Source organism: Chelatococcus sp. KU-N122 (genome assembly GCF_055391085.1).
The window spans coordinates 8,406,544-8,429,872 of record NZ_AP043981.1; the positions used below are offsets into that span (position 1 = coordinate 8,406,544).

Consider the following 23,329-nt stretch of genomic DNA (forward strand, 5'->3'; position numbering starts at 1 on the left):
TTTCTTTTGCGACGACGATTTCCATCTCGACGCAAAGCGCTTTAACCTGCAATCGACACGCTGCGCAGGTTTGGTCCACGGCTTTTCCGACCGGACGAAACGGCGGGGGAGTGGGCCGATGTACAATCTTTACGACATCATGCAGGCGGCCCAGCAGGGACAGGCCGCCGCCAACATCGCCAACCAGTTCGGCCTCTCCGTCGAACAGAGCCGCAAGGCGATCGAAGCCATGCTGCCGGCCTTCTCGCTGGGGCTGCAGCGGGCGACCCAGAGCCAGCAGGGGCTCCTGAACACCATGGGGCTGATGGGCAGCGGCCAGTTCACGCCCTTCTTCGAGCAGGCCGCGGCGACGCGGACGCCGAACGCGCCGGCCCAAGGGGCGAGCGTCGTCGAGACGGTGTTCGGCTCGCCCGAGGTGACCCGGCAGGTGGCGGCCCACGCCGCCGTGCTCTCCGGCGTCAGCCCGGAGGTGCTGCTGCGCATGCTGCCGCTGATCGGCTCCATGATCATGGGCGGCCTGTTCAAGGTCGCCATGGAACAGGGGATGGGCCAGTTGCTCGCCCAGTCGGCCGAGTTCATGCAGCGGGCCGGCGGCGGCACCGCGGCGGCACAGCCGCCTCAGCCGCCGCCGAGCGCGACCGACAGCGCCGCCGACATGGTGGGCAAGATGGTCGCCAATTCGCTCAAGGCCATGTTCAGCGTCTTCCCGGCGTCGTCGAAGCCGGATGCGCCGCCGTCGCAGCCCGCCTCGGCGCCGCCGCGTGGGAGCGCGCCTCCACCGCCTCCCGCAGCCGCTGCCGCGACGGCCCCGCCGCCCGACGCGCCCCCGGAGGTCGGCGACGAGCCGTTCGATGCCGCCAAGGCCGGCTTCGAGCATCTCAACCGCATGTTCGAGACCGGGCGCACGGTGCAGGACCAGCACCTGGCCGCCATGCGCGCCATTTTCGACAGCTTCGCACCGGCGCCGAAGAACGGAGCTGAGAAGCCGACGGGCTCCGAGTAGCGCCGCCGCGCCGAGGCGGCCGACGCCTCAGCCCTCCCGGGCGATGGCCCGGTAGCCGATGTCGCGGCGGCAGAAGCCCTCGGGCCAATCGATACGATCGACTCCGGCGTAGGCGCGCCGCTGCGCCTCGGTCACCGTGCCCCCCGTCGCCGTGACCGCCAGCACCCGGCCGCCGGCTGCAAGGAGCCTCTCGCCCTCGCGCCGGGTGCCCGCCTGGAACACCATCAGCCCCGGATCCGCCGCCTCCGCCGCATCGATGCCGCCGATCTCCGAGCCGGTCGTCACCGGGCCCGGATAGCCTTGCGTGGCCATGACCACCGTCAGGGCGACCTCCGTGGACCAGCCGACAGCGACGTCGCGCAAGCCGCCGCCGATCGCCGCCAATGCCACGTCGACGAGGTCGCCCTGGAAGCGCGGCATCAGCACCTGGCACTCCGGGTCGCCGAAGCGTACGTTGTATTCGATGAGCTGGGGGCCGGTGGCGGTGAGCATCAGCCCGGCGTAGAGCACGCCGACGTAGGGCGTGCCGCGCTGGGCGAGGCCCGCCACGGTCGGCGCGATGATCTCGGCCATGACGCGCCGTTCCAGCTCGGGGGTGACGACGGGCGCCGGCGAATAGGCGCCCATGCCGCCGGTGTTGGGGCCGCGGTCGCCATCGAAGGCGCGCTTGTGGTCCTGCGCCGTGCCGAACGGGATGGCCGTCGTCCCGTCCGAGATGGCGAAAAAGCTGGCCTCCTCGCCGACCAGGCAGTCCTCGATCACCACCTCGGCGCCGGCGGCGCCGAGGCCGCCGCCGAACATCATGGCCAGCGCCTCCTCGGCCTGCGCCACCGTCTCGGCGACGACGACCCCCTTGCCGGCGGCGAGCCCGTCCGCCTTGACCACGATCGGCGCGCCGCGGGCGCGGACGTAGGCGAGGGCCGGCTCCAGCCCGTCGAAGCGGGCGAAGCCGGCGGTGGGAATGCCGAACTCGGCGCAGAGCTCCTTGGTGAACGCCTTCGAGCCCTCGAGCTGCGCCGCTGCGCGCGTCGGGCCGAAGGCCTTGATGCCCTGAGCCGCGAGATCGTCGACCAGACCGGCCACCAGCGGCGCCTCCGGGCCGACGAACACGAGCCCGATGGCCTCGGCGCGGCAGAAGGCCGCGACGGCGCCGTGGTCGGCCACGTCGAGCCTCACGTTCTCGCCGATGGCGGCAGTGCCCGGATTGCCGGGCGCGATGAACAGCCGCTCGCAGCGCGGGCTCGCCGCCAGTTTCCAGGCCAGCGCATGCTCGCGCCCGCCCGACCCGATCAGAAGAATGTTCATGGCGGCGGCTTATAAGCACGATCGGCGCAGGTGGATACGGCCGTGTGACGGCGCGTGGTCACAGCGCGGACGAGCCGCCGGTCATGAAGCTTAAAGTGCGAGCGTCGTGACGGCGCCGTTGGCAAACTCGCAGTCCAGCAGCCAGTCCGATGCCACCTTGCGAACGAACAAGAACGTGGCCGCGTCGCCCGCGGGCGGCCGCGTGGCGGTGACCACGCAGCTGTAGCTTTCGGTGCCGTGCACGAAGTCGATCGTCTCACTGGGCACGATGTCCTCGTCGAGGCTGTTGGCGAAGGGAAACGGGGCATAGAGCGCCGCCGTGTGCACCGAGTGGACGCGGGCGAGCAAATTGCCGCCGCCGTCGCGGAGCTCGATCGTCGCCACGCAGCTGCGGTGCTCGTCCCCGGAGAGGAAGACGACGTGCTGGATCTGGTTCGCCGCGATATGGGCGAGCACCTCGCGCAACGTGCCCGGATAGCCGTCCCATCCGTCCGAGTGCAGCGCGCTCAGGTTGGCCGGGTCGAGGCGCGTGTCGCGCTGCACCGCTCGCCGGTGCCGAGGCAACAGCATGGAGGGCGACAGGACGAACTTGGGCCCCGGCGAGCCCGTCAGCCACCGCTTCAAACAGGTCATTCTGTCGGCGCTGAACAGCGCTGCGTTCGCCAGCGTCCCGACCTTGCGATGCGTCCGCTGCGTGCGCGTATCGAGCATGAAGAAGGGAAACCCGTCATACGTAAAGGTCTCGAGGTCTGCCTTGAGGCCACGCTGATACTTCTGGAAGGCGGCGAAGCCGCTGTCCTTCATCGCTTTGTTGGCCGCATCGTCCGGGTCTGCGATGGGCTCCCAATTGTCGTCGATCTCGTGATCGTCGAGCAGCATGAAGGATGGCACGCGGCGCAGTGCGCTGCGCACGCTGGCCTGGCGCAGCCAGGCCTCGTAGGGCAGCCGGTAGCGGCCGTCCTTGGCGGTCGGATCGTACAGGCCTGCCGTGGGGTCGACGTAGACCTGGTCGCCGACGAACAGCGTGAAGCGCGGGGCGACGCCCGGATCGCCGCGGAGCCGCTCGACGATGCGCTCATAGGAGCGGTAGGCGACCGGCCCGTCGACGAAACCTGCGGGATACTGGCAGGAGGCCAACGAAAACCGCGTGCCGCCCGCCTCGGGCACCGTCGGAGACACCGTCGGTGGATCATACGGAACGACGCCGTCCAGCAGATCCCGATCCATCTCGGCGAGGCTGGCCAGCACGCCGTTGCCGGCCGGCAGGTCGAACGCGAGGCTCGTCGTGGTGGCCCCGACCACCCTTCCCCCAGGCGCAAGCTCGAGCCTGCGACCTTCCATTCGCCGCGGGCCACGATAGACGAGCCTGGGTGAGCCGGCCTTGCTGCCATCTCCGGCGCCCGGACGGAGCGCGGGGATCGCCAGTGCATGGTGGACCGCATTTGCCATCAGCTCGAAGCGGTCGAAGCCAAACTCATCGCCCGGCTTATCGCCGCCGCCCGCGGGAGCGAACCAGTGCACTCGCTTGGTGCCCGCATCGGCCCGGAAATAGCCTTCGGTCCTCGCCAGCAGGGCATCCGCCTCGTCATAGATGAGCAGGATCAGCAGCGCGTTGCCGGGGTGGGCGGGATCGTACCCCGGCATCGCCGTCGGCAGCGGCACCCTGAAGGCGTACCAGCCGCCACCTGCCGGCCCTGAACCACCACCCGATGCCGGCGTCGGATCGCCCGCCGGGGACGGCAGCGGGTAGATGGCCAGGTGGGCGAGAACGTAGGGCAAGTCCCAGGGTTGGCCGGGATCATCGGGACGCAGGATATCGTCGCCGGAGAGCTGGATGCGCAGCATCGCCGCCGCCTCGGCCTGCCGGTGCGAGGGCAACGATCCGACCCGCGCGACGAGGGGCGCGTCGCCGTCGTCCAGCGTGATGATCGGCCCGATCCAGGGCGGATAGGCCGTCTTCGTCGTGTTGCCGACGTTCGGCTGGTTGTAGAGATCGGCGTCGAGAAACCACTGGATCTGCTGGAAGGTGGCGAAGCGGGTGGTGCCGATCAGCGCATCCTGATGGCCGGCACCGGGATTGATGAACGGCGTCAGGTAGACGCGCCCGGAATCGTCGAGAATCTTACTCATCCGGTCGACCGTCGACACATGCGACAGGCCGTTCGCCTGTCCGTGCACGCTGAATGTCGGGAAGGGCCAATCCGCCCGGAACAGAAGGCGCGAAACCAGCTCGTTCTGGCCTTCGTAGTCGGTCATCAGGGCATTGCGCGCGAAATGAACGGCCGTCGCGACGGTCTTCAGGCTGAGCGGCCCGAAGTGCTCGTCGATGAACCGCAGCATCTCGGCTTCCATGTTCTCGACGTTGAAGTCCCGGCCGTAGAGGACATCCATGCGGTGGCGCGTGCGCGTCCACGGCGTGCGCGCCGTCGGCCAGAGCGGGTTCTCGATGTCGTACTCCGCCTCGCTGTAGGGCAAGGTCGACAGAACCCGGTCGAAGAGATCGTCGGCGAGCGTCGGATTGGCCGGATGGAACTCGTAGGCGTCCGGCAGGAACTCCAACAGATAGCGCACGACGAAGGCACGGAAGATGTTGGCCGGCGTGAAGACGACGAGGGGACCGACCTGCGTGAAGGCGGCGCGGGCGACCAGGCCGTCGATCTTGCCGCCCAGCACCGCCATGCTGAAGACGATCGTGCCCATGCAGTGGGCCACCACGTCCACCTGGCCGTCGATCGAGGCGGCCGCGGCCCGCTCGATCACCCTGCGGACATCCGTCGCGCCGATCTGGTCGAAGCTCCACGCTGCCTTGGCCGTCGGGTGCGCCGGGCTGGTCCTGAGATCGGCCACCCAGATGTCGCGTCCGGTCGCCCACAGGTGGCTGGCGAGATTGGGAGTCACCGCGTGGTGGGCGAAGGTGGTGCCGCCGGCGCTATAGCCGTGCAGCATCACCACCGGCCGCTTCGACGTGCCCGGCCGCGGATAGCGGGTGATGAGCACCTCCCCCGGCACCTCGTGCGTGCCGAGATCCGGCATCTCGTTGCCGAGGGGAATGGTGATGATCTCGGCCGCCACCGAGTCGCCGCCCGGCAGCGCCAGATGCAGCGGCGGGCGGAAGACGATGACGTCGTTGCCGGGATCCACGTCCTTGTCCGGCGATCGGAAGCTCCAGAGGTGGAGGCCCAGCAGCAGCCGCAGCGCATAGCCGAGGAAGCCCGCAAGCTCGCCCAAGGCGCTCACGCCGTCGGTCTGCCGCGTCAGCTGGATCAGCGGCACGCCGATGCGCGCGAGATAGCCGACATCGAGCGTCAGCAGCGGCGCGGCATCCATATCGAGGCCCGGGAACTGGTCGAGCGTCACCTCCATGAGCTGGCGCCACGGATTGGCGCGCCGGTTGTAGGTGAAGGTCTTGGCGCCGACGATCCGGTCGCCGTCGAGTGCCAGGCTGGCGCCGGCATCGGGCGTGCCGACGCTCAGATCGTAGACGAAGGCGCGCACCTCGCCGGCGCGGCTGGCGAGGGCGAGACCCGACTTGGCACGGCTCAGCGGATCCGGGCCGTCGTCGCCGTCGGCCGCGGCCTGATAGACGTCGCGCATCCCGCGGTTCAGCAGCCACGCCCTGCCGGCTGCCCAGATCCGCTCCCAGGCCGAGGTGGCCTGGCGCTCGAACACCGTCAGGCTCCCGGCGAGCGGCGCCCGGAAAACCGCCATAGCGTCGAGCTTCTGCTCCCGCAGCCCGGGCGGATCCCAGGTCAGCTCGAGCGCGTCCCAGTCGGCCCGCGGAAAGATGCGGATCGCGCTGCGCGCCAGCCCGTCCGACTGGTCCGTCGCCACCTGGAGCGTCGCGTCGCCGCCCTGGCCGGGGACGAGGTCGGCGAGCGGCTTGGGGCTGAAGCGCAGCGTCAGCTCGACGACATAGTCCTGCGCCGGCCTGTACTTGGGACTGAGGCGCACCGGACCGACGAGCCGCTCGACAACCTCCACCTCCGTGCGCGGAGGCGGCACGGCCAGGTCCGTCGCGCGAAACACCGGACGGACAAGCGTTGCCCCCGGGGCGACCAGCGGGCCGGCCTCATACCCCCAAGTTGCGGCCAGCGCTTCTGTCGCCCGCAGCGCGACCGCGGCAATGGTCAGGGCCGGGTTGGTCCCGAGCGCGGTGGGGATGATCGCCCCGTCCAGCACCACGAGGCCGTCGTAGACCGCATCGGAGCTGCCGGTCGAGAAGACACGGCCGAGGTGATCGACGACCCCGGCCGCGCCGCTATCGGCCATGGCGCAGCCACCGAGCGGATGCACCGTCGTCAGCGGGCCGCGCTTGTCGGCGAGCAGCCAGGTGAGCTCCGACGGCAGCAGCTTCCAGAGCGGATTGGCGATCACGCGGCCGCCCGTGTCCTGGGCGAGACCGGCAAGGGCGGCGATCTCTCCGTCGAAGACGGGCTGCTGCGGCAGCCCGGCGAAGTGCATCCGCGCAATGCCGTCGTTGTCGTCGCTCACCGCGCCGTCGAGCGTGATCACGCCGGCGGCCCCATCGTCCGCCATGACCGCATAGACCGCCGAATGCCCGATGCGGCTGGTCGGAGCGGCATAGATGTCATCGTTCGGAAAGCCGCGCTGGTGGCTCGACCAGTCGAATTCGTCCAGGCTGTGCAGCGTGTTGACCGCTGCGAACAGCTCGGTGAAGGCAAGCCGGAGCCCGGCCGGCACCGCCAGTTCCTCGATCAGCACGCCCGCCGCCTGGCGCAAGTCGATGATGCCGGTAATCGTCGGGCCTATGGCCCGCTGCGAGGGCTGCGTCGCGGCGTCGGCGACGGCGTTGACGGTCGCAGCGGTGGCATAGTCGGCGACCAGCATGTCGCCATTGGTGGAGCAACGCCTGCCGAGTTGCGTCCTCGACAGCTTCAGCCCGGCGGCCTGCGACCGCAGCAGGATCTCGTTCGACCCCAGGGTGCCGGCCGCGAGCACGACCTTGCGGGCTCGAATCCTCAGCGGCTTTCCGTCGCGCTTGCGCAACTTGGCGTCGGTGTAGACGGCATTGACGATCCAGCCGGCCGTCGCCTGGTCCTGTTCGATGCTCAGCACCGTCGCGCCGCTGAAGATCTCGGCTCCGTTCTGTTGGGCGCGCACCAGCAGGCCGACGTCGAGCGAATGCTTGGCGCCGAAGTTGCAGCCCGTTGCACAGTCGCCGCAGCGGACGCACTTGTTGAGCTGGACGTTGCCGGCGCTGGTCGACTGCGTCATGGCCACCGTGATCGCCGCTGCCCGGAAGTGGCCGGCGGGAGCCAGGTCCCTGATGGACTTGAATTTCTGCGGCAGGCCGTCGGGGTGGTCGGCAATCGTGTTGGGGGCGCCGGCGCGCCGCGCCCCCAGCATGTCGGCGGCGCGGTCGAAGAACGGTTGCAGGATGGACAGGTCGGCGAGCTGGCTCGGCCACCCCTGCGCGAAGACGGACGGCAGGGGCACCTCCATCACCCCCGCATTGATCAGCGAGCCGCCACCGACCCCGTTGGCCACGACGGTCGCGACCTCGGCGCCCAGCCTGACGTCGAACAGACCGTCTTTCTGATTGTCTTGCCGGATATGACCCGGCAGCTCGCCGAGGCCGGTCGGGAACGCGCCGGGCAGATACTCCTTGCCCCGCTCCAACACGGCCACGGTGATCGGAGCGCCGCCCTGATGGCGCCCGGCGAAGGTCGCTGCGGCGATCGCGCCGCCATAGCCGCTGCCGATGATCAGGACATCGACATGCGTCGTGTCCGGCGCGCTGCGCACGCGGTCGACAAGGCGTTCGAAACCTTGCGAAACCCACGCGGTCCGGGAATTATCGAGGTCGGCGCCCATCTTCACGCCGCCATCCGCCGAATCTGCAAGTATTTCGCCAGAAGAGAGCGCGGGCTGTCGGAATTTCCGACACAAAGCCCCCCTTCGCGAACACGCCCGTCGCCATGGCGCATCCCCTTATTCCGCATCGCATAAAGCGACCGACAGCTTCACCATACTCTTTCCGGCCGCATTGTATAGCTGATTCGCCGATGCGAGCTTCGGCAACATTTCTTTCGTGGCATGCTACCGGTGGGTCGGTCGAGGACTTGCGATGAGCCGTCGAAACGCTACGGAATATTCGGCCGAAGGCTGGGCAAATGCGTCGTGAATGCTAGACTGGCGAGCGGCACGGGCGCCCGAAATGCTTGTATAGAAGAGCGAAGTGCAGCCAGCCGAATTGGCCGGCACAAGGAGCAGTAGGCCTATCCTCAACTTAGCTCGCGCGCTGGTTGCGGGCGAAGCCAAATCGTCACTGCAGGGCAAGGCTCATGGACCAGACAAGTCACTTGCTGGAGAGCTTTCTGCCTTTTCGACTGCTCGGCCGTCTCCACGGCGCGCAAGGTGAGCGCCCCGCCGCGGTGCAGTTTCCGGCAGCGGTGCTGTTCGTCGACGTCTCGCGCTTCACGGCCCTGGTCGAGCAGTTGGCCCGCCGCGGCCCAGGCGGCCTGGAGCAGATCCCCAAGCTGCTCAGCCTGTCCTATGCGCGGTGCGCGGAGCATGTCGGTGCCTGCTCGGGCGAGGTTGCCTACTTCGCCGGCGACGCCCTCCTCGCCTATTGGGCGGCCGACGATGGCGACCTGCCCCGTGCCACGCGCAGCGCCGTGCAATGCGCGCAAGCGATCTGCCATGATCACTATGCGCGACCGCAACTGGTGGAGGGGGAGGCCGAGCCTGCCCTGCACTTCGGCATCGGCGCGGGCACGCTGTGGGCCGCGGCCGTCGGAGGGGAGCCGATCTGGAATCTCGTGATCGGCGGCGACGCGGCGGCGGACGCGGCCGCCGCCGTCGCACGGGCGCGCAGTTGGGAATGCGTGCAGTCCAAGGCCGCCGCAGGCGCCGGGGCAAGCCCGACGACGGACGAGGCCCCGTGTCCGCAGACGTACATTCCGGAGGATCCGCCGGTCGAGTGGCTGGCGGATTTCCTCGCGCCTCAGTTGCGGGATGCGCTGCTGGCCGCGGGGCGGCGCGCGGATCACGGAACAAGCGACATCACGGCCGTCGCGGGCCGGGAAGCCCTGGTGAGCGCGCGCCTGGACGCGCTCGCGGAAATTGGCCCCATATCCGCGCTGTTGGCTCGCATCGACGGACTGGACTGTGCCTCGCCCGATGCGCTGGCACGCCACCAGAGCCTGTGCCTGTCACTTCAGCAGATCCTGCGCGATCACGGCGGGCCGCCGGGTGAGCTGCTGTTCGACGACAAGGGACTGATCTTCGTCGCCGCGTTCGGCGCCCGCGGCACCTTCCATCGTGACGATCCCCGGCGCGCCATAGCGAGCGCCCGCGCCGTGAGCATCGCCGTTCGGCAGATCGGCCTCAACCTTTCGATCGGCGTGGCCACCGGCGAAGCCCTCTTCCGCGTCGTGGGCAGCACCCGGCGCCGACAGTTCATGGTCCTCGGCCAATCGATGAATCGAGCGGCGCGGCTGATGACGTCGACCAGAGAGGGAGTCTTGTGCGACGCCCCGACGGAACGGGCGGCGCGCGCGACGTTCGCGTTCGAGCGGCAGGGCACGCTTCAGCTCGACGGGCTGGGCGACATGGCGCCGGTGTTTCGCCCGATTGCGGCCCGCCCCCCACCGCCCGCGCCGACCCGCTTGATCGGCCGGCAGGCGGAGCTGGATTTCCTGCGAGACGCTTTTGCCGACGTGCGCGCGGGGGAAAACCGGCTCGCCGTCGTGCTCGGCGAGCCCGGCATCGGCAAGACCACCCTCGTCAACGCCTTCGCTGCCGAGTTGCGGGCGGCCGGCACGATGGTGTGCATGTCGGGGGCCGAGCGCGACGATCGGCGCACCTCCCTGCTCGCCTGGCGGCGCGTGCTGAAATCCCTCGCCGGCCTGCCGGCGGACACGGCCGGCCACGAGGCGCTCGCGCACATCGGTCAGCAGGTCCGGCACATTCCGGCCATCGCCGAGCGGCTGCCGCTGCTGGGGGATGTGCTTGCTATCGACACACCGCAGACCGAAGGGACGCGGCACCTCGAAAGCGCCCACCGAGCGGACGCGACCATGCGCCTGGTGGGGGCGATCATCGGCGCTTTGGCGCCACGCCCGCTGACTTTGATCCTCGAAGACAGTCAATGGCTCGACTCCGCCTCCTGGCGGCTTATCGAGTGGGTGCTCTGCTCGCTGCCGTCGCTGCTGCTCGTGCTCTGCGTCCGCTCGGAAGAGGTTCCCGAGGAGCTGAGAAGCCTGCGGCTGAAGGCCAGCACGACGCGGACCGACGCCGAGCCGGACGGCGCGGCGCGCTACCTGCGCATCGTCGAGCTCGGCGAGCTCGGTGAGCCCTCGATCCAGGAGCTCATAGCCCGCACCCTCGGCGGGCCTCCACCCCAGCAGGATATCGCCGGACGGGTCGCGGAGCTGGCCGGCGGCAACCCCTTCTTCGCCGAAGAGATCGCCTTGACCCTGAAGAGCGAAGGACTGATCACCGAGCGCGACGGGCATTGGCGGTCGATCCAGCCGCTCGACGGGCTTCGGCACTTCGACGGGGTCGAACGGGTTATCCGCGAGCGCGTCGACCGTCTTGATGCGGCGACGCGGGACGTCATCCGGGCGATGGCCGTGGTCGGACGGTCCTTCTCCGGGGCGGCCGTCGAGGCGATCCATGACAGCCCGATCAACACGCCGATCGAAACGTTGATCGAAGCCCAGCTGATCCGGCGCGCCGCAACGCCCGGGCTGTACGAGTTCCGCCACGACCAGATCCGGGACGTGATCTACGGATCGGTCCCCAGCGACCTGCGGAAGCGCTTGCACGAAGCCCTCGCGCGCTGGCTCGAGGCGAGCCCCGCAGACGTGCTCGGTACCGAGACGGCAGTGCTTGTCCAGCACTTTGAAGCTGCGGGCAACAACGAGAAGGCCGTCAAATACGCAGAGGTGGCGGCCACCCATGCACTGCAGATCGGTGCCTTCCGTGAGGTCGAATCGTTCATCGGCATCTGCCTGGAGCACGAGCCGAAGCGTCAGCTTTGGAGCGACGAGCAGAAGCTCAAGTCGGTGCGCTGGCGGCGGCAGCTGGCCGAGGCGCACTACTATCGCGGTGACATCGGCGCCCAGGCCGTCGCCGCCAGGCACGCCCTCAACATGGTCGGAAGGCCCGTTCCCGCTACGGCCACCTCCACCTACCTGCGCCTCATCGCACGCGCGGCACAGCTCACGTTCCAGCAGGCCTTTCCGCCACGGCCGGATCCGGCTCGCGACGACAATCGGCTGCGCTGGGAGGAAGAGCTCGCCCGCTGCCTGAACCAGGCTGCCATGGTGGATTATTTCGAGCTGCGCTTCTCGCGCGGCATGTGCAACCTGATCGGCGCCGCCGTGCATGCGGAACGGACGGGCCTCTCCGCGGATACCGCCGTGGCAGCGTCGCAGCTCGGCTGCGGCCTCGGCATGCTCGGCTGGCGGCAGGCCTGCGCCCATTTCATGGCGCGGGCCGAGGCGGCGGCAACCACCATCGGCGATCCCGCCTTGCATGCGCACGTCTGCACCCTGGATGCGCTCTGGCAGCTGGGGCGGGGCGAGTGGCCGATGGTCGATCGCCGCATCGATCAGGCCCAGGCCTTGTCGCTCAGGGCGGGTGACCAGCTGCGCTGGTGCAATGCGCAGGGGATGCGCTTCTGGACTCAATACTATCGCGGTGATCAGGGGGCCTGGGAGCCGACCACCGTCGCACTGCTCGAGCGCGCGCAGAACACCGGAAATATCCAGCAGGAGATCTGGGCGCTCCGCTGCAAGGCCTTGTGCCTGCTGCACACCGATCGTCCGCGCGAGGCCGTGGAGCTCCTGCGCCTCATCAGATCGGCTGCGCCCCATACGGTCGATTTTGCCGCGCAGATCTCGGCCGTCGGGGCGCTCGCCCTCGCGCTCGCCCGGATCGGCCGCCCGGCCGAGAGCGTCGAGGCGGTGGCCGAGACACTGCGCCTGCTCCGGGACATGCCGCGCCCGTCGTCGCACAGCATCATCGTCGGCATCGCCGGGGCGCTGGAAGTCCTCCTGCGCGGGCGGGAGGCTGGCCTCTCGCAAGACTACGAGCTGTGGAGCCGCTGGGAGACGCAGGCGCTGCATGAGCTCAAGCGCTACTGCAAGGTGTTCCCGGTCGGCCTGGCGCAGCTGGGTCTATGGACAGGCGTTTCCCGCTGGCTCGATGGCCGCAGGGACGAGGCGGTCTCGCACTGGGAGCAGGCGCTCGCCGCCGCTCACCGGTTGGCTCTGCGGAAGGATGAGTCGCTCATCGCAGCCGAGATGCGACGCCGGCTGGATCGGGATGCGGCCCTGTAGTTCCGCCCCAGCGTCAGCCCGTGGCGACGCGCCGGCCGTGCTCGTCGATCACCCGTTCGCCGTCTTCCTTGACGAACTCGCCCTGCGACGCCGGCAGGAGGTCGAGCACCAGCTCGGAGGGCCGGCACAGCCGTACGCCCTTGGGGCTCACCACGATCGGCCGGTTGATGAGGACCGGGTTCTCGACCATGGCGTCGATCAGGTCTGCGTCGCTGAGGGCCGGATTGTCGAGGCCGAGGTCGGCGTAGGCGGAATCCTTGGCGCGGATCACGGTGCGGACGTCGAGGCCCATCCGGTCGATCAGCTGGCGCAGCATGAAGCGGCTCGGTGGCGTCTTCAGGTATTCGATCACGTGCGGCTCGACGCCGGCGTTGCGGATCATGGCGAGCACGTTGCGCGAGGTGGCGCAGGCGGGGTTGTGGTAGATGATCACGTCCATGTCGGCCTCCCGCCGGGATGAGCGAACCTTGATCGGCCGCGCGCGGCCCGTCAGCAGCTTAAGGCATCGCACGCGCTGACCGAAGACACCATACGGGCCAGCGATTTGCTGCCGGGATAGCCCAGCACGCCCATGCCGGCGAGCACGAACGAGGGCGTCGCCGAGAGCCCCATGGACGCCACGAGCTTCATCTGCGCGGCGAGCGCCGCCCGCACCTGGGCACTGTCCGCCGTCTTCTCGACGGTGGCGCGGGGAATGCCCAGTGCCGCAGCCGCCTCCAGCGCAGCCTGCCCGTCGATGAGCCCGCGGCGGGCGAACAGGGCCCGGTGCAGCGCATAGGCCGTCGCCCGCCCCTTCAGCTTCAGCACGGCGAGCTCCACCTTGGCCGCCTGCGCCGATTGCGGCGACAGGATCGGGTTGTTGACCAGCCCGATCCTGAGCTCAGGATTGGCCTTCAGCAGCGCCTCGACGTCGTCGGCCGCCTTGTGGCACCAGGGGCAGTTGTAGTCGTAGGCCTCGACGAGGGTGACGTCGGGCGTGGCTGCGCCGACCCAAACAACGCCCACGAGCTCGTCCAGCTGCGAAGTGAGTTCCACCGGCAGCCGCAGGTTCGGTATCGCCGCACCGTCGTCCGAGGTCAGCGGCAGCCATTGGCCGGAATCCTGAGCCCGTCCGCGCGTGACGGGCAGCACGGCGCCCGCAATCCCCGCGCTGGCCGCCAGCCCAGCCAGGACCCGCCGTCGATCGATCATGATAGCCACCTTGCAGCTTGCTCCCGCGCTCCGACGAATCGTGGGATGCGTCAGCTCACGCGATCAGCTCGACCAGGGAGATAGGGCGGGATGATGGCTGCGCAGGCGTTATCCTGGCGGCGCTCCGCTCAGCCTGGCGGGTGCGGCCAGGGGCGCTGCGGCCCGCGCATCGCCTCGAACGCCTTGGCCATCCGCAACACGCCGATGTCGTCGAAGCGGCGGCCCACGATCTGGAGCCCGATGGGAAAGCCCGTGGCGCTGTAGCCGGCGTTGATCGAGGCGGCCGGGTTCTCCGCCATGTTCCAGGGCACGGTGAAGCCGATGTGCTGCAGCGGCAGCATCGGATCGTTGGTGGGCGAGGCGAATTCGGCCGGGAAGCTCACCACCGGCGCCACCGGCGACAGGATGTAGTCCAAGTCGGCGAAGGCGCGCGCCGCCTGGGCCCGGACGGCCATGGTGCCGTTGTAGCCGTGCATGACGTCGAGGGCCGAGTACGTCGAGCCGCTCTCGGCCCAGGCCAGGATGTAGGGCAGCAGCTTGGCCCGCCGCTCCGGCGGCAGCTTGCGGACGTCGTCCCACGAGCGCACACGCCAGAACCGGTCGAGGCCGTCGAGCTGCTGCTGGTCCATCACCGGAGCGACCTCGCTGACGATGGCGCCGGCGGCCGCGAAGGCGCACGCCGCGGCGATGATCAGGGGGCGGATCTCCGGGTCGAGCGGCAGGCCCGAGCCGGCGTCGAGCATCAGGCCGACGCGCTTGCCTTTGATCGCGCCGTCGAGGGCGGACCAGTCGACGGGATCGGCCGGCAGGCTCATGTGATCGCGCCAGTCCGGCTGCGACAGCACGCTCAGCATCAGCGCGGCGTCCGCCACGGTGCGCGTCATCGGCCCGGCGCAGCGCCCGAAGTAGGGTGGATCGATCGGCACCCGGCCATTGCTCGGCTTCAGCGTGAAGATGCCGCACCAGTTCGCCGGCAGGCGCACCGAGCCGCCGATGTCGGTGCCGAGGTGCAACGGCCCGAAGCCCGCGGCGCAGGCCGCGCCCGCACCGGCGCTGGAGCCGCCGGTGTTCTTGCCAAGATCCCACGGATTGCGCGTCACGCCATGGAAGGTCGACACGCCCGACGACAGCATGCCGTACTCGGGCATCGTCGTCTTGGAGAAGATGATGGCGCCGGCCTCCTGCAAGCGGGCCGCCGCTGGGGCATCTGCCGTCTGCGGCACCAGCTCGATGGCGGCGCTGCCGAGAGGCATCGGCACGCCCTTGGTGGCAACGTTCTCCTTCAGGGTGGCCGGCACGCCGTCGAGCGGACCCAGCGGCTCGCCGCGCCGCCAGCGCGCCTCCGATTCGCGGGCCCCCCGCCGCGCCGTGTCCGGCTCGAAGGCGTAGAGCGCATTGATATGCGGGTTCCACACGCCGATGCGGGCAATGACGTCGTCGATCACCTCCACGGGGGAGAGCTCGCGGGTGCGGTAGCCGGCCACGAGTTCGACGGCCGTCAGGTCATGGAGGGCTGTTGGGCGGGACATGGACTTGATCACTCCGGAACGCGGACGGCAGGCAGGCAAGACCGATGCCCATCTGCCGATCATGCTCCGGGCGAAGCTTCAGCTCCACACGCGGGGCCGCGCGCGGCCATCAACGCTCGTATGCGCTCAGCCGCGGGGCAAGCCGTAGAAGCGCGCAGGATTGTCGACGAGGATGCGCCGCTGCACATCCGGATCGGCGGTGTAATCCGCGAGCCCGTCGAGAATCTCGCCGACGTCGGGGCGCTCGCCGGGGTCGTAGAGCCCGACATGGGGCCAGTCGCTGCCCCAGACCATATGGTCCGGCGCGGCGTCGATCAGCGCTCGCGCAAACGCGAAGGTGTCGCGAAACGGCTTCGCCTCCCCCGACAGGCGGAAGCCGCCGGACAGCTTGACGTAGCAGCCGGTGTCGCGGACCAGGCGCAGGACGGCCTGAAAATCAGGATGATCGACGCCGGCCTGGGCCGGGCACCAGCCCATGTGGTCGATGGCGAAGGGCACGCGGAGCCGGGCGAGACGAGGCGCCAGCTCAGGGTATGACGGGCCTTTGACCGCCACCTGGATATGCCAGCCGATCTCGGCGCACCGGTCGGCCAGCGCCTCCAGGCTCTGCATGCCGACGCCGCCGCCGACGATGTCGAGGATGCGGATACCGGTCACGCCGGCATCCTTGAGCTCGGCGAGCTCCGCATCGGGGGTCGAGGTATCGATGACGGCGACGCCGCGCAGCCGGTCCGGATAGCGCCGAAGGGCTTCGAGCAGCAGACGGTTGTCGGTGCCGTGGGCGCTGACCTGGACAAGGACGCCATAGGCGAGCCCGACCGTGTCCAGCACGGCGATGAAGTCCGCAGGCGATGCCGCAGGTGCGGTGAAGTGGCGATCCGGCACCAGCGGGTAGCCCGGCGGCGCGCCGATCACATGCGCGTGGGTCTCCCAGGCGCCGGCCGGCACCCTCAGGCGCCGCGGCGGCGTCGCCGGACGCGGCGGCAGGCAGTCGCGGATGGTGCCGTCGTAGTGGAACATGATCGCCTCAGGTCGTCGTGCGGTCGAGGATGAAGTCGACGCCGGCATCGAGCGCGACCTTGCGCACCGCATCGAGGAACGCACCGTTCAGCGGGATGCCGGTCGCCAGCCGCTCGGCGCGGCGCGCGAACTCCGGCTCGCCCGCCACGATCACCGGGCTCGCCGGATCGACCGCCGGTGTCGCCCTGAGGGCGTCGACGATGGCCGCGGCCTCCTCCTCGAACGAGCCGCCGAGGCGGAACACCCCAGGGTCGAGCGCGAGAAAGAAGTGGCCGATGTTGTCGGGAGCGCCCGACGCCGCATCGCGCACCCGGAACGGCGAGAACGAGCCGCCGGCGAGCGTGCTGCCGAGCAACTGGGCCATCACGGCAAGGCCGTAGCCCTTGTGCGCGCCGGTCTCGCGCGAGCCGCCGAGCGGCATCAGGCCGCCGACGCCGCCGTCCATGCACAGCCTGAAGCCCTCGTCCGGGTCGGTAACCGCCCTGCCCGCGCCGTCGACCACCCAGCCGACCGGCAACGGGGTGCCGTGGTAGCCGTAGACCTTGACCTTGTTGGCGGCGACCGCCGAGGTCGACATGTCGAGCAGGAACGGGTCGCGCTGGGCAGCCGGTGCCGCGAACGCGATCGGGTTCGTCCCCAGCATCGGCAGCGTGCCCCCGGTGGGAATGACGGCGACGGTGCGGGCTGACGAGGTGACCAGCGCCAGCGCGCCGCGCCGGGCCGCCAACTCGGCGTAGAGCCCGGCGGCGCCGAAGTGGTGCGAGTTGAAGACCGAGACCGAGCCGATGCCGCCGGCCTTGCACTTGTCGACGGCGAGGTTCATCGCCGTGATGGCGACGCCGTGGCCAAGGCCCGCGTCCGCGTCGATCACGGCGGTGGCCGCGTTCTCGCGGACGATGCGCGGGCTGGCCGTCATGTTCAGGCCGCCCGCCCGCCGCATCTGGTCGTAGAGCGGCAGCATGGACGCGCCGTGGGATTCGATGCCGCGCAGGTCCGTCTCGACCAGGCAGTCGGCGATGACGGCCCGATCCGCCTCGGGCATGCCCCAGGCCTCCAGGACCAGCAGCACCTGCTGCTTCAGCAGGGCGGACGTGACGTGGACGAGACGTTCAGTCGAGGGATGGGCCATGCTGCTGCTTCGAGGGACGCGAGCGATCAGGGTTTGACGTGGCCGCCGGCGCCGGCCTGCTCGGCCGACAGCAGCCAGCGAATGGCTCCATCGGCATCGAGCGGCTCCGCCGGAAGCGGGTAGGTGCGGCCGAGCTCCGCGGTGCGGCGGTAGCGCTCGATCGCCGCGCGCGTCGTCAGGCTCGGCAGACCGAGCGCGAGGATCTCGGTTTCTGCCTGCTCCATCTCGAGCAGCCGCCGGGCGGCGTGCAGCGGATGGGTGCGCAGGTACATGCCGATGTGCTCGCGCAAGGGCGAACGGTCGAAGTCGCTGAGCTGCTCTACGAGCTCGGCGCGCAGCCCCAGCGCTTCGGCCGCCAGCATCGCCTCGGCCACCACCGCATCGAGACCCTTGGCGAAGACGCTGCGCAGCAGCTTCAGCTTCGAGGCATCGCCGATGGCGGAGCCCGCCCGCGCGTCCACGTTGAAGCCGAGTGGTGCCACCATCGCCGCGAACTCCGCCGCCGCCGCCCCCGAGGCCAGCAGCGGCGTGCGGACGCCATGGAGGCTGACGGCGCCCATGATGGCGACGTCGACATAGCCGTCGGGCCCGGCCGGCAGCGCCGCCGCTGCCATGCTCACCTCACGCGGAGACGCCGAGGTGAGGTCGGCGACGATCGCCCCGCCCCGCAGCGCCGGCGCGATCTGTCGCGCGACGGCGACCAGGCTCTCGGCCGTCGTGGTGATGAGCACCAGGTCGGCGCCGGCCGCGGCGGCGGCGGCATCGGGCGCCAGCGCAAGGCCGAGGTCCGCCGCGGTCCGCTCCGCCCGCGGCGATGGCCGCGAGGCGAGGCGCAGCGCAACGCCCTTGTCGCGCAGCGCCCTGGCGAAGATGGCGCCGACCTCGCCGAGGCCGATGAGGGCGACCGATGCGGGCGCGGCGCTCATTTGGCGTTGGTGACCAGCGGACAATCGCTCTCGGCGAGCGGCCGGAACGCCTGGTCGCCGGGAATGACGTCAATGGTCTTGAAGTAGTCCCACGGCTCCTTGGAGTCCTCGGGCGACTTGATCTGGAAGATCTGCACCGGATGCAGCATGCGGCCGTCGGCGCGGATGATGCCGTCACCCAGCAGCGGGTCCTTGACCGGGCCGGACTTCAGCAGGTCGACGATCTTCTTGCCGTCGGCGGTACCGACCTTTTCGACCGCGCCGAGATAGGCCAGCACGGCGGAGTAGACGCCCGCCTGCAGCGCGTCCGGGTGGATGCCGTTGTTGCGTTTGGCGAGCGCAGTGGCGAAGGCGCGCGTATCCGCGTTCTCCGTCCAGTTCATGCTGCCCGCCGCGAGCAGCCCTTGCGTGTCCTTCAGCCCGGCGGCGTGGACCACGGCCAGGTTGAACTGCGGCGCCACGATCTTGTAGCGGTCCGACGTGACGCCGAACTCACGCGCCTGCTTGACCGCGTTGGACAGGTCCGCGCCGCCGTTGGCGAGCACGATGACGTCGGCGCCCGACGCCTGCGCCGTCAGGATGTAGGAGCTGAAGTCGACGGTGTTCAGCGGATGCTTGACCGAGCCGACGACCTCGCCGCCCTGCGCCTTCACCAGGCGGGAGACGTTGTCCTCCAGACTGTGGCCGAAGGCGTAGTCGACGGTGATGAAGAACCACTTCTTGCCGCCGCGCTGCATCACCGCCTTCACCAGCGCATTGGCATTGCCGTAGGAATCCCATGACCAGTGGATGGTGTTGGGCGAGCATTGCTTGCCCGTCAGCTCCGTGGTGCCGACGCCCGACGGGATCATGACCTTGTTGCGCTCGCGGGTGATGCCGACCGAGGCCAGCGCCACCGCCGAGTTGGCGAAGTCGACGACCATGTCGACGTCCTCCTGGTCGTACCACCGCCGGATGATGGCGGCGCCGATGTCGGCCTTGTTCTGATGGTCGGCGAAGATCACCTCGACCGGGCGGTCTCCCACTTTGCCGCCGAACTTTTCGACCGCCATCTTGGCGGCCTGGACCGCGCCGTTGCCGGTGAGGTCCGAGAAGACCCCGCTCATGTCGGTGAGGACGCCGATCTTCACCGTTCCCGTCCTGTCGCCCGCCTGCGCCGTTCCCGCCAGCGCGAGAGCGGCGATGCCCAAGACCGCCGTCAACACCCTCATGACCGTATTCCCCTGTCTTGACCTTATTTCTTGAAGTCGACAACCCGCGCGTTGACGTATTCGAGCTCGCGGCGCATGATCTTCTCTGTCTGCGTCCGCGGAATGCGGTCGATCCGTTCGGCATAGCGAGGCAGCATGTAGCCCGGCACATGGTTGGCGAGGTGGCCGCGGATGTGCGCCAGGTCGAAGCCGGCCTCGGCCACGACGACGGCCTTGATCTCGTCGCCCATGATCGGATCGGGCACCGCAACCACGGCGCAATCGCTGACGCCGGGCAGCTTGCGCAGGTGCTGCTCCAGCTCGTCGGGGGCGATCATCTCGCCGCCGCGGCGGATGACCTCCTTGGAGCGGCCATGGAAGTGGAGATAGCCGTCGTCGTCGAAGCTGCCGATGTCGCCGGTATGGAACCAGAAGTTCCGGCTCGCCTTGGCCAGCTCCTCGGGCTTCCTGTAGTAGCCCATGAGGATGACATTGGGCTGGGACGGGCGCACCACGATCTCACCACGCACGCCCGTGGATTGCGGGTTATCGTCGGTGTCGACGATGCGCACCTCCATGTCGGCGCGGACCCGGCCGTTGGCACCGAGCCTGCGGTCGGCGGCGGTGCTGCCGGAGACCCAGCCGCCCACCTCGGTCATGCCGTAGAGCTCGTGCACCGTGATGCCGAAGCGGGTCTCGACGGTCGAGGCGAGCTCGTGCGTGGTGCCTCCACCGATAGCGAAGCGCATGGCATGGTCGCGGACCGGCTCCGCGTAGCGGGCGGCGAGGATGGCGAGAACGGTGCCGACGAAGGTGCAGCCCGTCGCCCCGAGCGCCCGCGCCTCGTCGAAGAAGCTCGTCGCCGAGAAGCGCGGCGCGAGCGCCAGCGACGCACCGGCGGTGAGCGCCGCCATCACCGCATACATCTGCGGATTGGTGTGGAAGAGCGGCAGGAAGACGAAGATGCGGTCGTCGGCTCCGAGCTCGAGGATACGGACAGTCTCGCGGCCGGTGGCCGCGTAGCCGCCGTGGGCGCACATGACGCCCTTCGGCAGCCCCGTCGTGCCCGACGTGTAGAGGATCGTGCAGAGGTCGTGCGGCGCAGGCGCCGCCGACTCCGCTTCATCGATGCCAGCGAGTTCCGCAAAGAACACCGTGTCCGAGTCGATGACGATGCGCGGGAGCGCGGCCGCCCCGTCGCGAAGACCGCCAGCGCGCGCGTCGATCCAGTCGCTGTCGGCGACGACGAGCTTGGCATCGCACTGGGACACCAGATAGGTGATCGCCTCGCCCATCAGCTGGTTGTTGAGGCAGACCGCGACGGCGCCCACCGCGTTGATGCCGAACCAAGCGACCAAGTAGGCGGCACTGTTCCCCGCGATCAGCGCGACGTGATCGCCCGGCGCGATGCCGTGGGCGCGAAGCCGCGCCGCGAAGCGGCGGGCGAGCGACCAGATCTCGGCGTAGGAGTAAGTCGCAGCGGCCGTGACGGCCAGCGGCCGATCCGGCGCGGACGCCGCCTGCACGGACAGGAGATCGAGGATCATCGCACGCCCGCGTGGCTCAGGAAGTATTTGGCGAGCGTGTTCTTGAGGACTTCCGACGAGCCGCCGCCGATCTCATAGGTCTTGGCATCGCGGAAATAGCGGCTGAACGGCGCGTTCACCATCGTGCCGTAGGCGCCGCAGACCTGGATGGCCTTGGAGGCGACATCGGTCGCCACCTCGGCGGCGATCAGCTTGGCGCCGCTGGCGTAGCGCATGACGTCGTCATGGCTGTCGAGCGCCTCGGCGGCGCGGTAGACCAGGAGCCGCGCCGCATCGATCCGGGCCAGCGCGTCGGCGAAGTACCATTGGATGCCCTGGAACTGGATGACCTTCTGGTCGAAGGCCACACGGTTGGCGGTGAACGCCAGCGCCGCGTCGTAGGCGGCGCGGGCGATGCCGACGCTGATGCCGGCCGCCAGCGTGCGGGAATAGTCGAGCGTCGTCACCGCCTGGCGCACGCCCTTGCCGTCCTCGCCGATGAGATGGTCCAACGGCAGGCGCACGCCCTGGAGCCGGATATTGACGTGCGGCCCGTTGCGCAGGCCCATGGTCGCGGAGTTGTGCCCAACGTAGGACGACAGGCCCTGGCTCTCGCGCGGGACGGCGAAGGCCGACACGCCAGCCTCGGTCTGGGCCAGGATGACGAAGAACTCCGCCTCCGAGCCCGAGGTGATGAACGACTTCTCGCCGTCGAGCACCCACTGGCCGCCCTCGCGGCGGGCCTTGGTGTCGAGCTTGCGGATGTCGCTGCCGTGGGAGGCCTCGGTCAGCGCATAGGAGGCGATCAGCCCCTTGGCGAAGCGCGGCAGGTAGCGCTCCTTCAGGCTGTCGGAGCCGAACAGCCTGATGATGGTCTGCGCCTGGAAGATGGTGATCAGCGAGATGGCGACGGCGGCGCTGCCGTAGCCCACCTCCTCGCAGACGGCGACGGCAGACGCATAGGGCTCGGCCCGCCCGCCATACTCCTTGGGCAGGCAGATGGCGTTGCAGCCCAGCTGGGCCAGCTCGCGCACCAGATCGGTCGGATAGACGTCGCGGGCATCGATGTCGTGCGCCGCGGGAGTGACCCGCTTCTCGACGAAACTCCTGACCTGCCGGACCAGCGCCTCGTTGACGTAGGGACGCCAAAGGTCGCGCGCTTCCTCGCTCATTCCGTTGTTCTCCAAATCGTCGCAATGGCGTAGGCCTCCCCCTATTGATCGTCAATAGGATATGAAATATCAATTAGATGATATTGAGGGATTCATGCGCACACGAACAGCCAAGGCCGGGGCCGTCACCGTCAAATCGTCGCTGCGGACGCTGGAGATTCTGGAGTATTGCGACAGTGTTATGCGCAGCGTAACGATAACCGAATTGGCGGATAAGCTTGGCTATCCGCAATCGAGCACGTCGACACTTGTGCAGAGCATGATCAACGCGGGCTATCTCGTGCTCGACCCCGATGGCCGCGGCATCGCGCCGAGCAGCCGCGTCTCGTCGCTCGGCCGCTGGATCGAGCCGGCGGTGCCGCGCGCCGAGGTCAAGGCCTTCATGCAGGCGCTGGGCGCCGAGACCGGCCAGACGATCCTGCTCGGCGTGCCCCACGATCTGTGCGTGCGCTACATCGACGTCGTGCCGGGACGCCACGCCATGCGGCTGGAGATCCCGATCGGATCGAAGCTGCCGCTGGTCGAATCCGGCATGGGCCGGCTGCTGCTGTCGCAGATGAGCGACGACGACGTGGCCGTGCTCGTCGCCCGAACGCGCGAGCGGGTCGACGCCGAAGGCGCCGCTGGCGTCGGTGCGTCCGAGCTGGTCAACATCTGGAACGCCGACCCCGTGGTGCCGGCACTGGCGGAGCTGCTGGCCGACCTCGCCGATATCCGCCGGCACGGCTTCGAGGTGTCGCTCGGGCGGGTGACGCTCGGCGCCGGCATCATCTGCGTGCCGCTACCGCGGCGGGCCGGCGAGCGGCCCATGGGCGTCGGCGTCGGCGGGCTGTCGACTGCAATCGCCGGCGACCGGGAGCGCATTCTGCGGCTCATGGTCGACGAGGGGGCCCGGCTGGGCATCCCCATTCCGATCGCCGCTGACGATGCGGACGAGCTTGAAGCAGAGTAGCACCGACCTTCGATCCGGGAGCGTTTCGCAGTTGGATGAGATCGTCCAATTGCGAAATGCTCCAGTCTTTTGAATC

General features: G+C 69.4%; 14 protein-coding genes. 3 read left to right on the top strand and 11 right to left on the bottom strand.

All coding sequences use genetic code 11. The annotated features are described in order from the left end of the window. Positions 1-118: 118 nt before the first annotated feature. Positions 119-1,003, top strand: a complete 885-nt coding sequence (locus ACZ5PO_RS37915) for a DUF937 domain-containing protein (protein ID WP_464188287.1) — start codon at positions 119-121, stop codon at positions 1,001-1,003. A gap of 27 nt (positions 1,004-1,030) precedes the next feature. On the opposite strand, the gene purD is transcribed toward ACZ5PO_RS37915, so the two are convergent. Both purD and ACZ5PO_RS37925 read right to left on the bottom strand, forming a co-directional pair. Then, on the bottom strand, positions 1,031-2,308 hold the full coding sequence (gene purD, locus ACZ5PO_RS37920; protein WP_464188289.1) for a phosphoribosylamine--glycine ligase: 1,278 nt from the start codon (positions 2,306-2,308) through the stop codon (positions 1,031-1,033). 90 nt (positions 2,309-2,398) lie between these two features. Continuing rightward, positions 2,399-8,143 (bottom strand): alpha/beta fold hydrolase, encoded by a 5,745-nt coding sequence (locus tag ACZ5PO_RS37925; protein WP_464197208.1) that lies wholly within the window; start codon positions 8,141-8,143, stop codon positions 2,399-2,401. 470 nt (positions 8,144-8,613) lie between these two features. Between ACZ5PO_RS37925 and ACZ5PO_RS37930 the strand changes: the two genes are divergently transcribed. After that, positions 8,614-12,618 (top strand): AAA family ATPase, encoded by a 4,005-nt coding sequence (locus ACZ5PO_RS37930; protein ID WP_464188291.1) that lies wholly within the window; start codon positions 8,614-8,616, stop codon positions 12,616-12,618. Positions 12,619-12,631: 13 nt separating this feature from the next. Here ACZ5PO_RS37930 and arsC read toward each other — a convergent pair whose 3' ends face one another. The 9 genes from arsC to ACZ5PO_RS37975 form a co-directional block, all read right to left on the bottom strand. Continuing rightward, the gene (gene arsC / locus ACZ5PO_RS37935; protein WP_464188293.1) at positions 12,632-13,057 is read right to left on the bottom strand and encodes an arsenate reductase (glutaredoxin); all 426 of its coding nucleotides are present in this window, start codon (positions 13,055-13,057) and stop codon (positions 12,632-12,634) included. A 50-nt stretch (positions 13,058-13,107) separates the two neighbouring features. Next, positions 13,108-13,809 (bottom strand): DsbA family protein, encoded by a 702-nt coding sequence (locus ACZ5PO_RS37940; protein WP_464188295.1) that lies wholly within the window; start codon positions 13,807-13,809, stop codon positions 13,108-13,110. A gap of 128 nt (positions 13,810-13,937) precedes the next feature. Beyond that, the gene (locus ACZ5PO_RS37945) at positions 13,938-15,338 is read right to left on the bottom strand and encodes an amidase (protein WP_464188297.1); all 1,401 of its coding nucleotides are present in this window, start codon (positions 15,336-15,338) and stop codon (positions 13,938-13,940) included. Positions 15,339-15,464: 126 nt separating this feature from the next. After that, a complete protein-coding gene (locus tag ACZ5PO_RS37950; protein ID WP_464188299.1) occupies positions 15,465-16,358 on the bottom strand; it encodes an amidohydrolase family protein in 894 nt (297 codons plus the stop codon). A 7-nt stretch (positions 16,359-16,365) separates the two neighbouring features. Beyond that, on the bottom strand, positions 16,366-17,487 hold the full coding sequence (locus ACZ5PO_RS37955; protein WP_464188301.1) for an Ldh family oxidoreductase: 1,122 nt from the start codon (positions 17,485-17,487) through the stop codon (positions 16,366-16,368). Between the two features lie 26 nt (positions 17,488-17,513). Further along, on the bottom strand, positions 17,514-18,413 hold the full coding sequence (locus tag ACZ5PO_RS37960) for a DUF1932 domain-containing protein (RefSeq protein WP_464188303.1): 900 nt from the start codon (positions 18,411-18,413) through the stop codon (positions 17,514-17,516). Further along, complete coding sequence (locus tag ACZ5PO_RS37965) at positions 18,410-19,624, bottom strand: ABC transporter substrate-binding protein (protein ID WP_464188305.1); 1,215 nt, start codon at positions 19,622-19,624, stop codon at positions 18,410-18,412. Before ACZ5PO_RS37965 ends, ACZ5PO_RS37960 begins: the two co-directional genes overlap by 4 nt. Before the next feature lie 23 nt (positions 19,625-19,647). Beyond that, positions 19,648-21,150, bottom strand: a complete 1,503-nt coding sequence (locus tag ACZ5PO_RS37970) for an AMP-binding protein (RefSeq protein WP_464188306.1) — start codon at positions 21,148-21,150, stop codon at positions 19,648-19,650. After that, a complete protein-coding gene (locus ACZ5PO_RS37975) occupies positions 21,147-22,301 on the bottom strand; it encodes an acyl-CoA dehydrogenase family protein (RefSeq protein ID WP_464188308.1) in 1,155 nt (384 codons plus the stop codon). The genes ACZ5PO_RS37970 and ACZ5PO_RS37975 overlap by 4 nt, the downstream gene beginning before the upstream one ends. 94 nt (positions 22,302-22,395) lie before the next feature. Between ACZ5PO_RS37975 and ACZ5PO_RS37980 the strand changes: the two genes are divergently transcribed. Next, entirely contained in the window at positions 22,396-23,253 is an 858-nt protein-coding gene (locus ACZ5PO_RS37980) for an IclR family transcriptional regulator (RefSeq protein WP_464188310.1), read from the top strand. Positions 23,254-23,329: the final 76 nt, after the last annotated feature.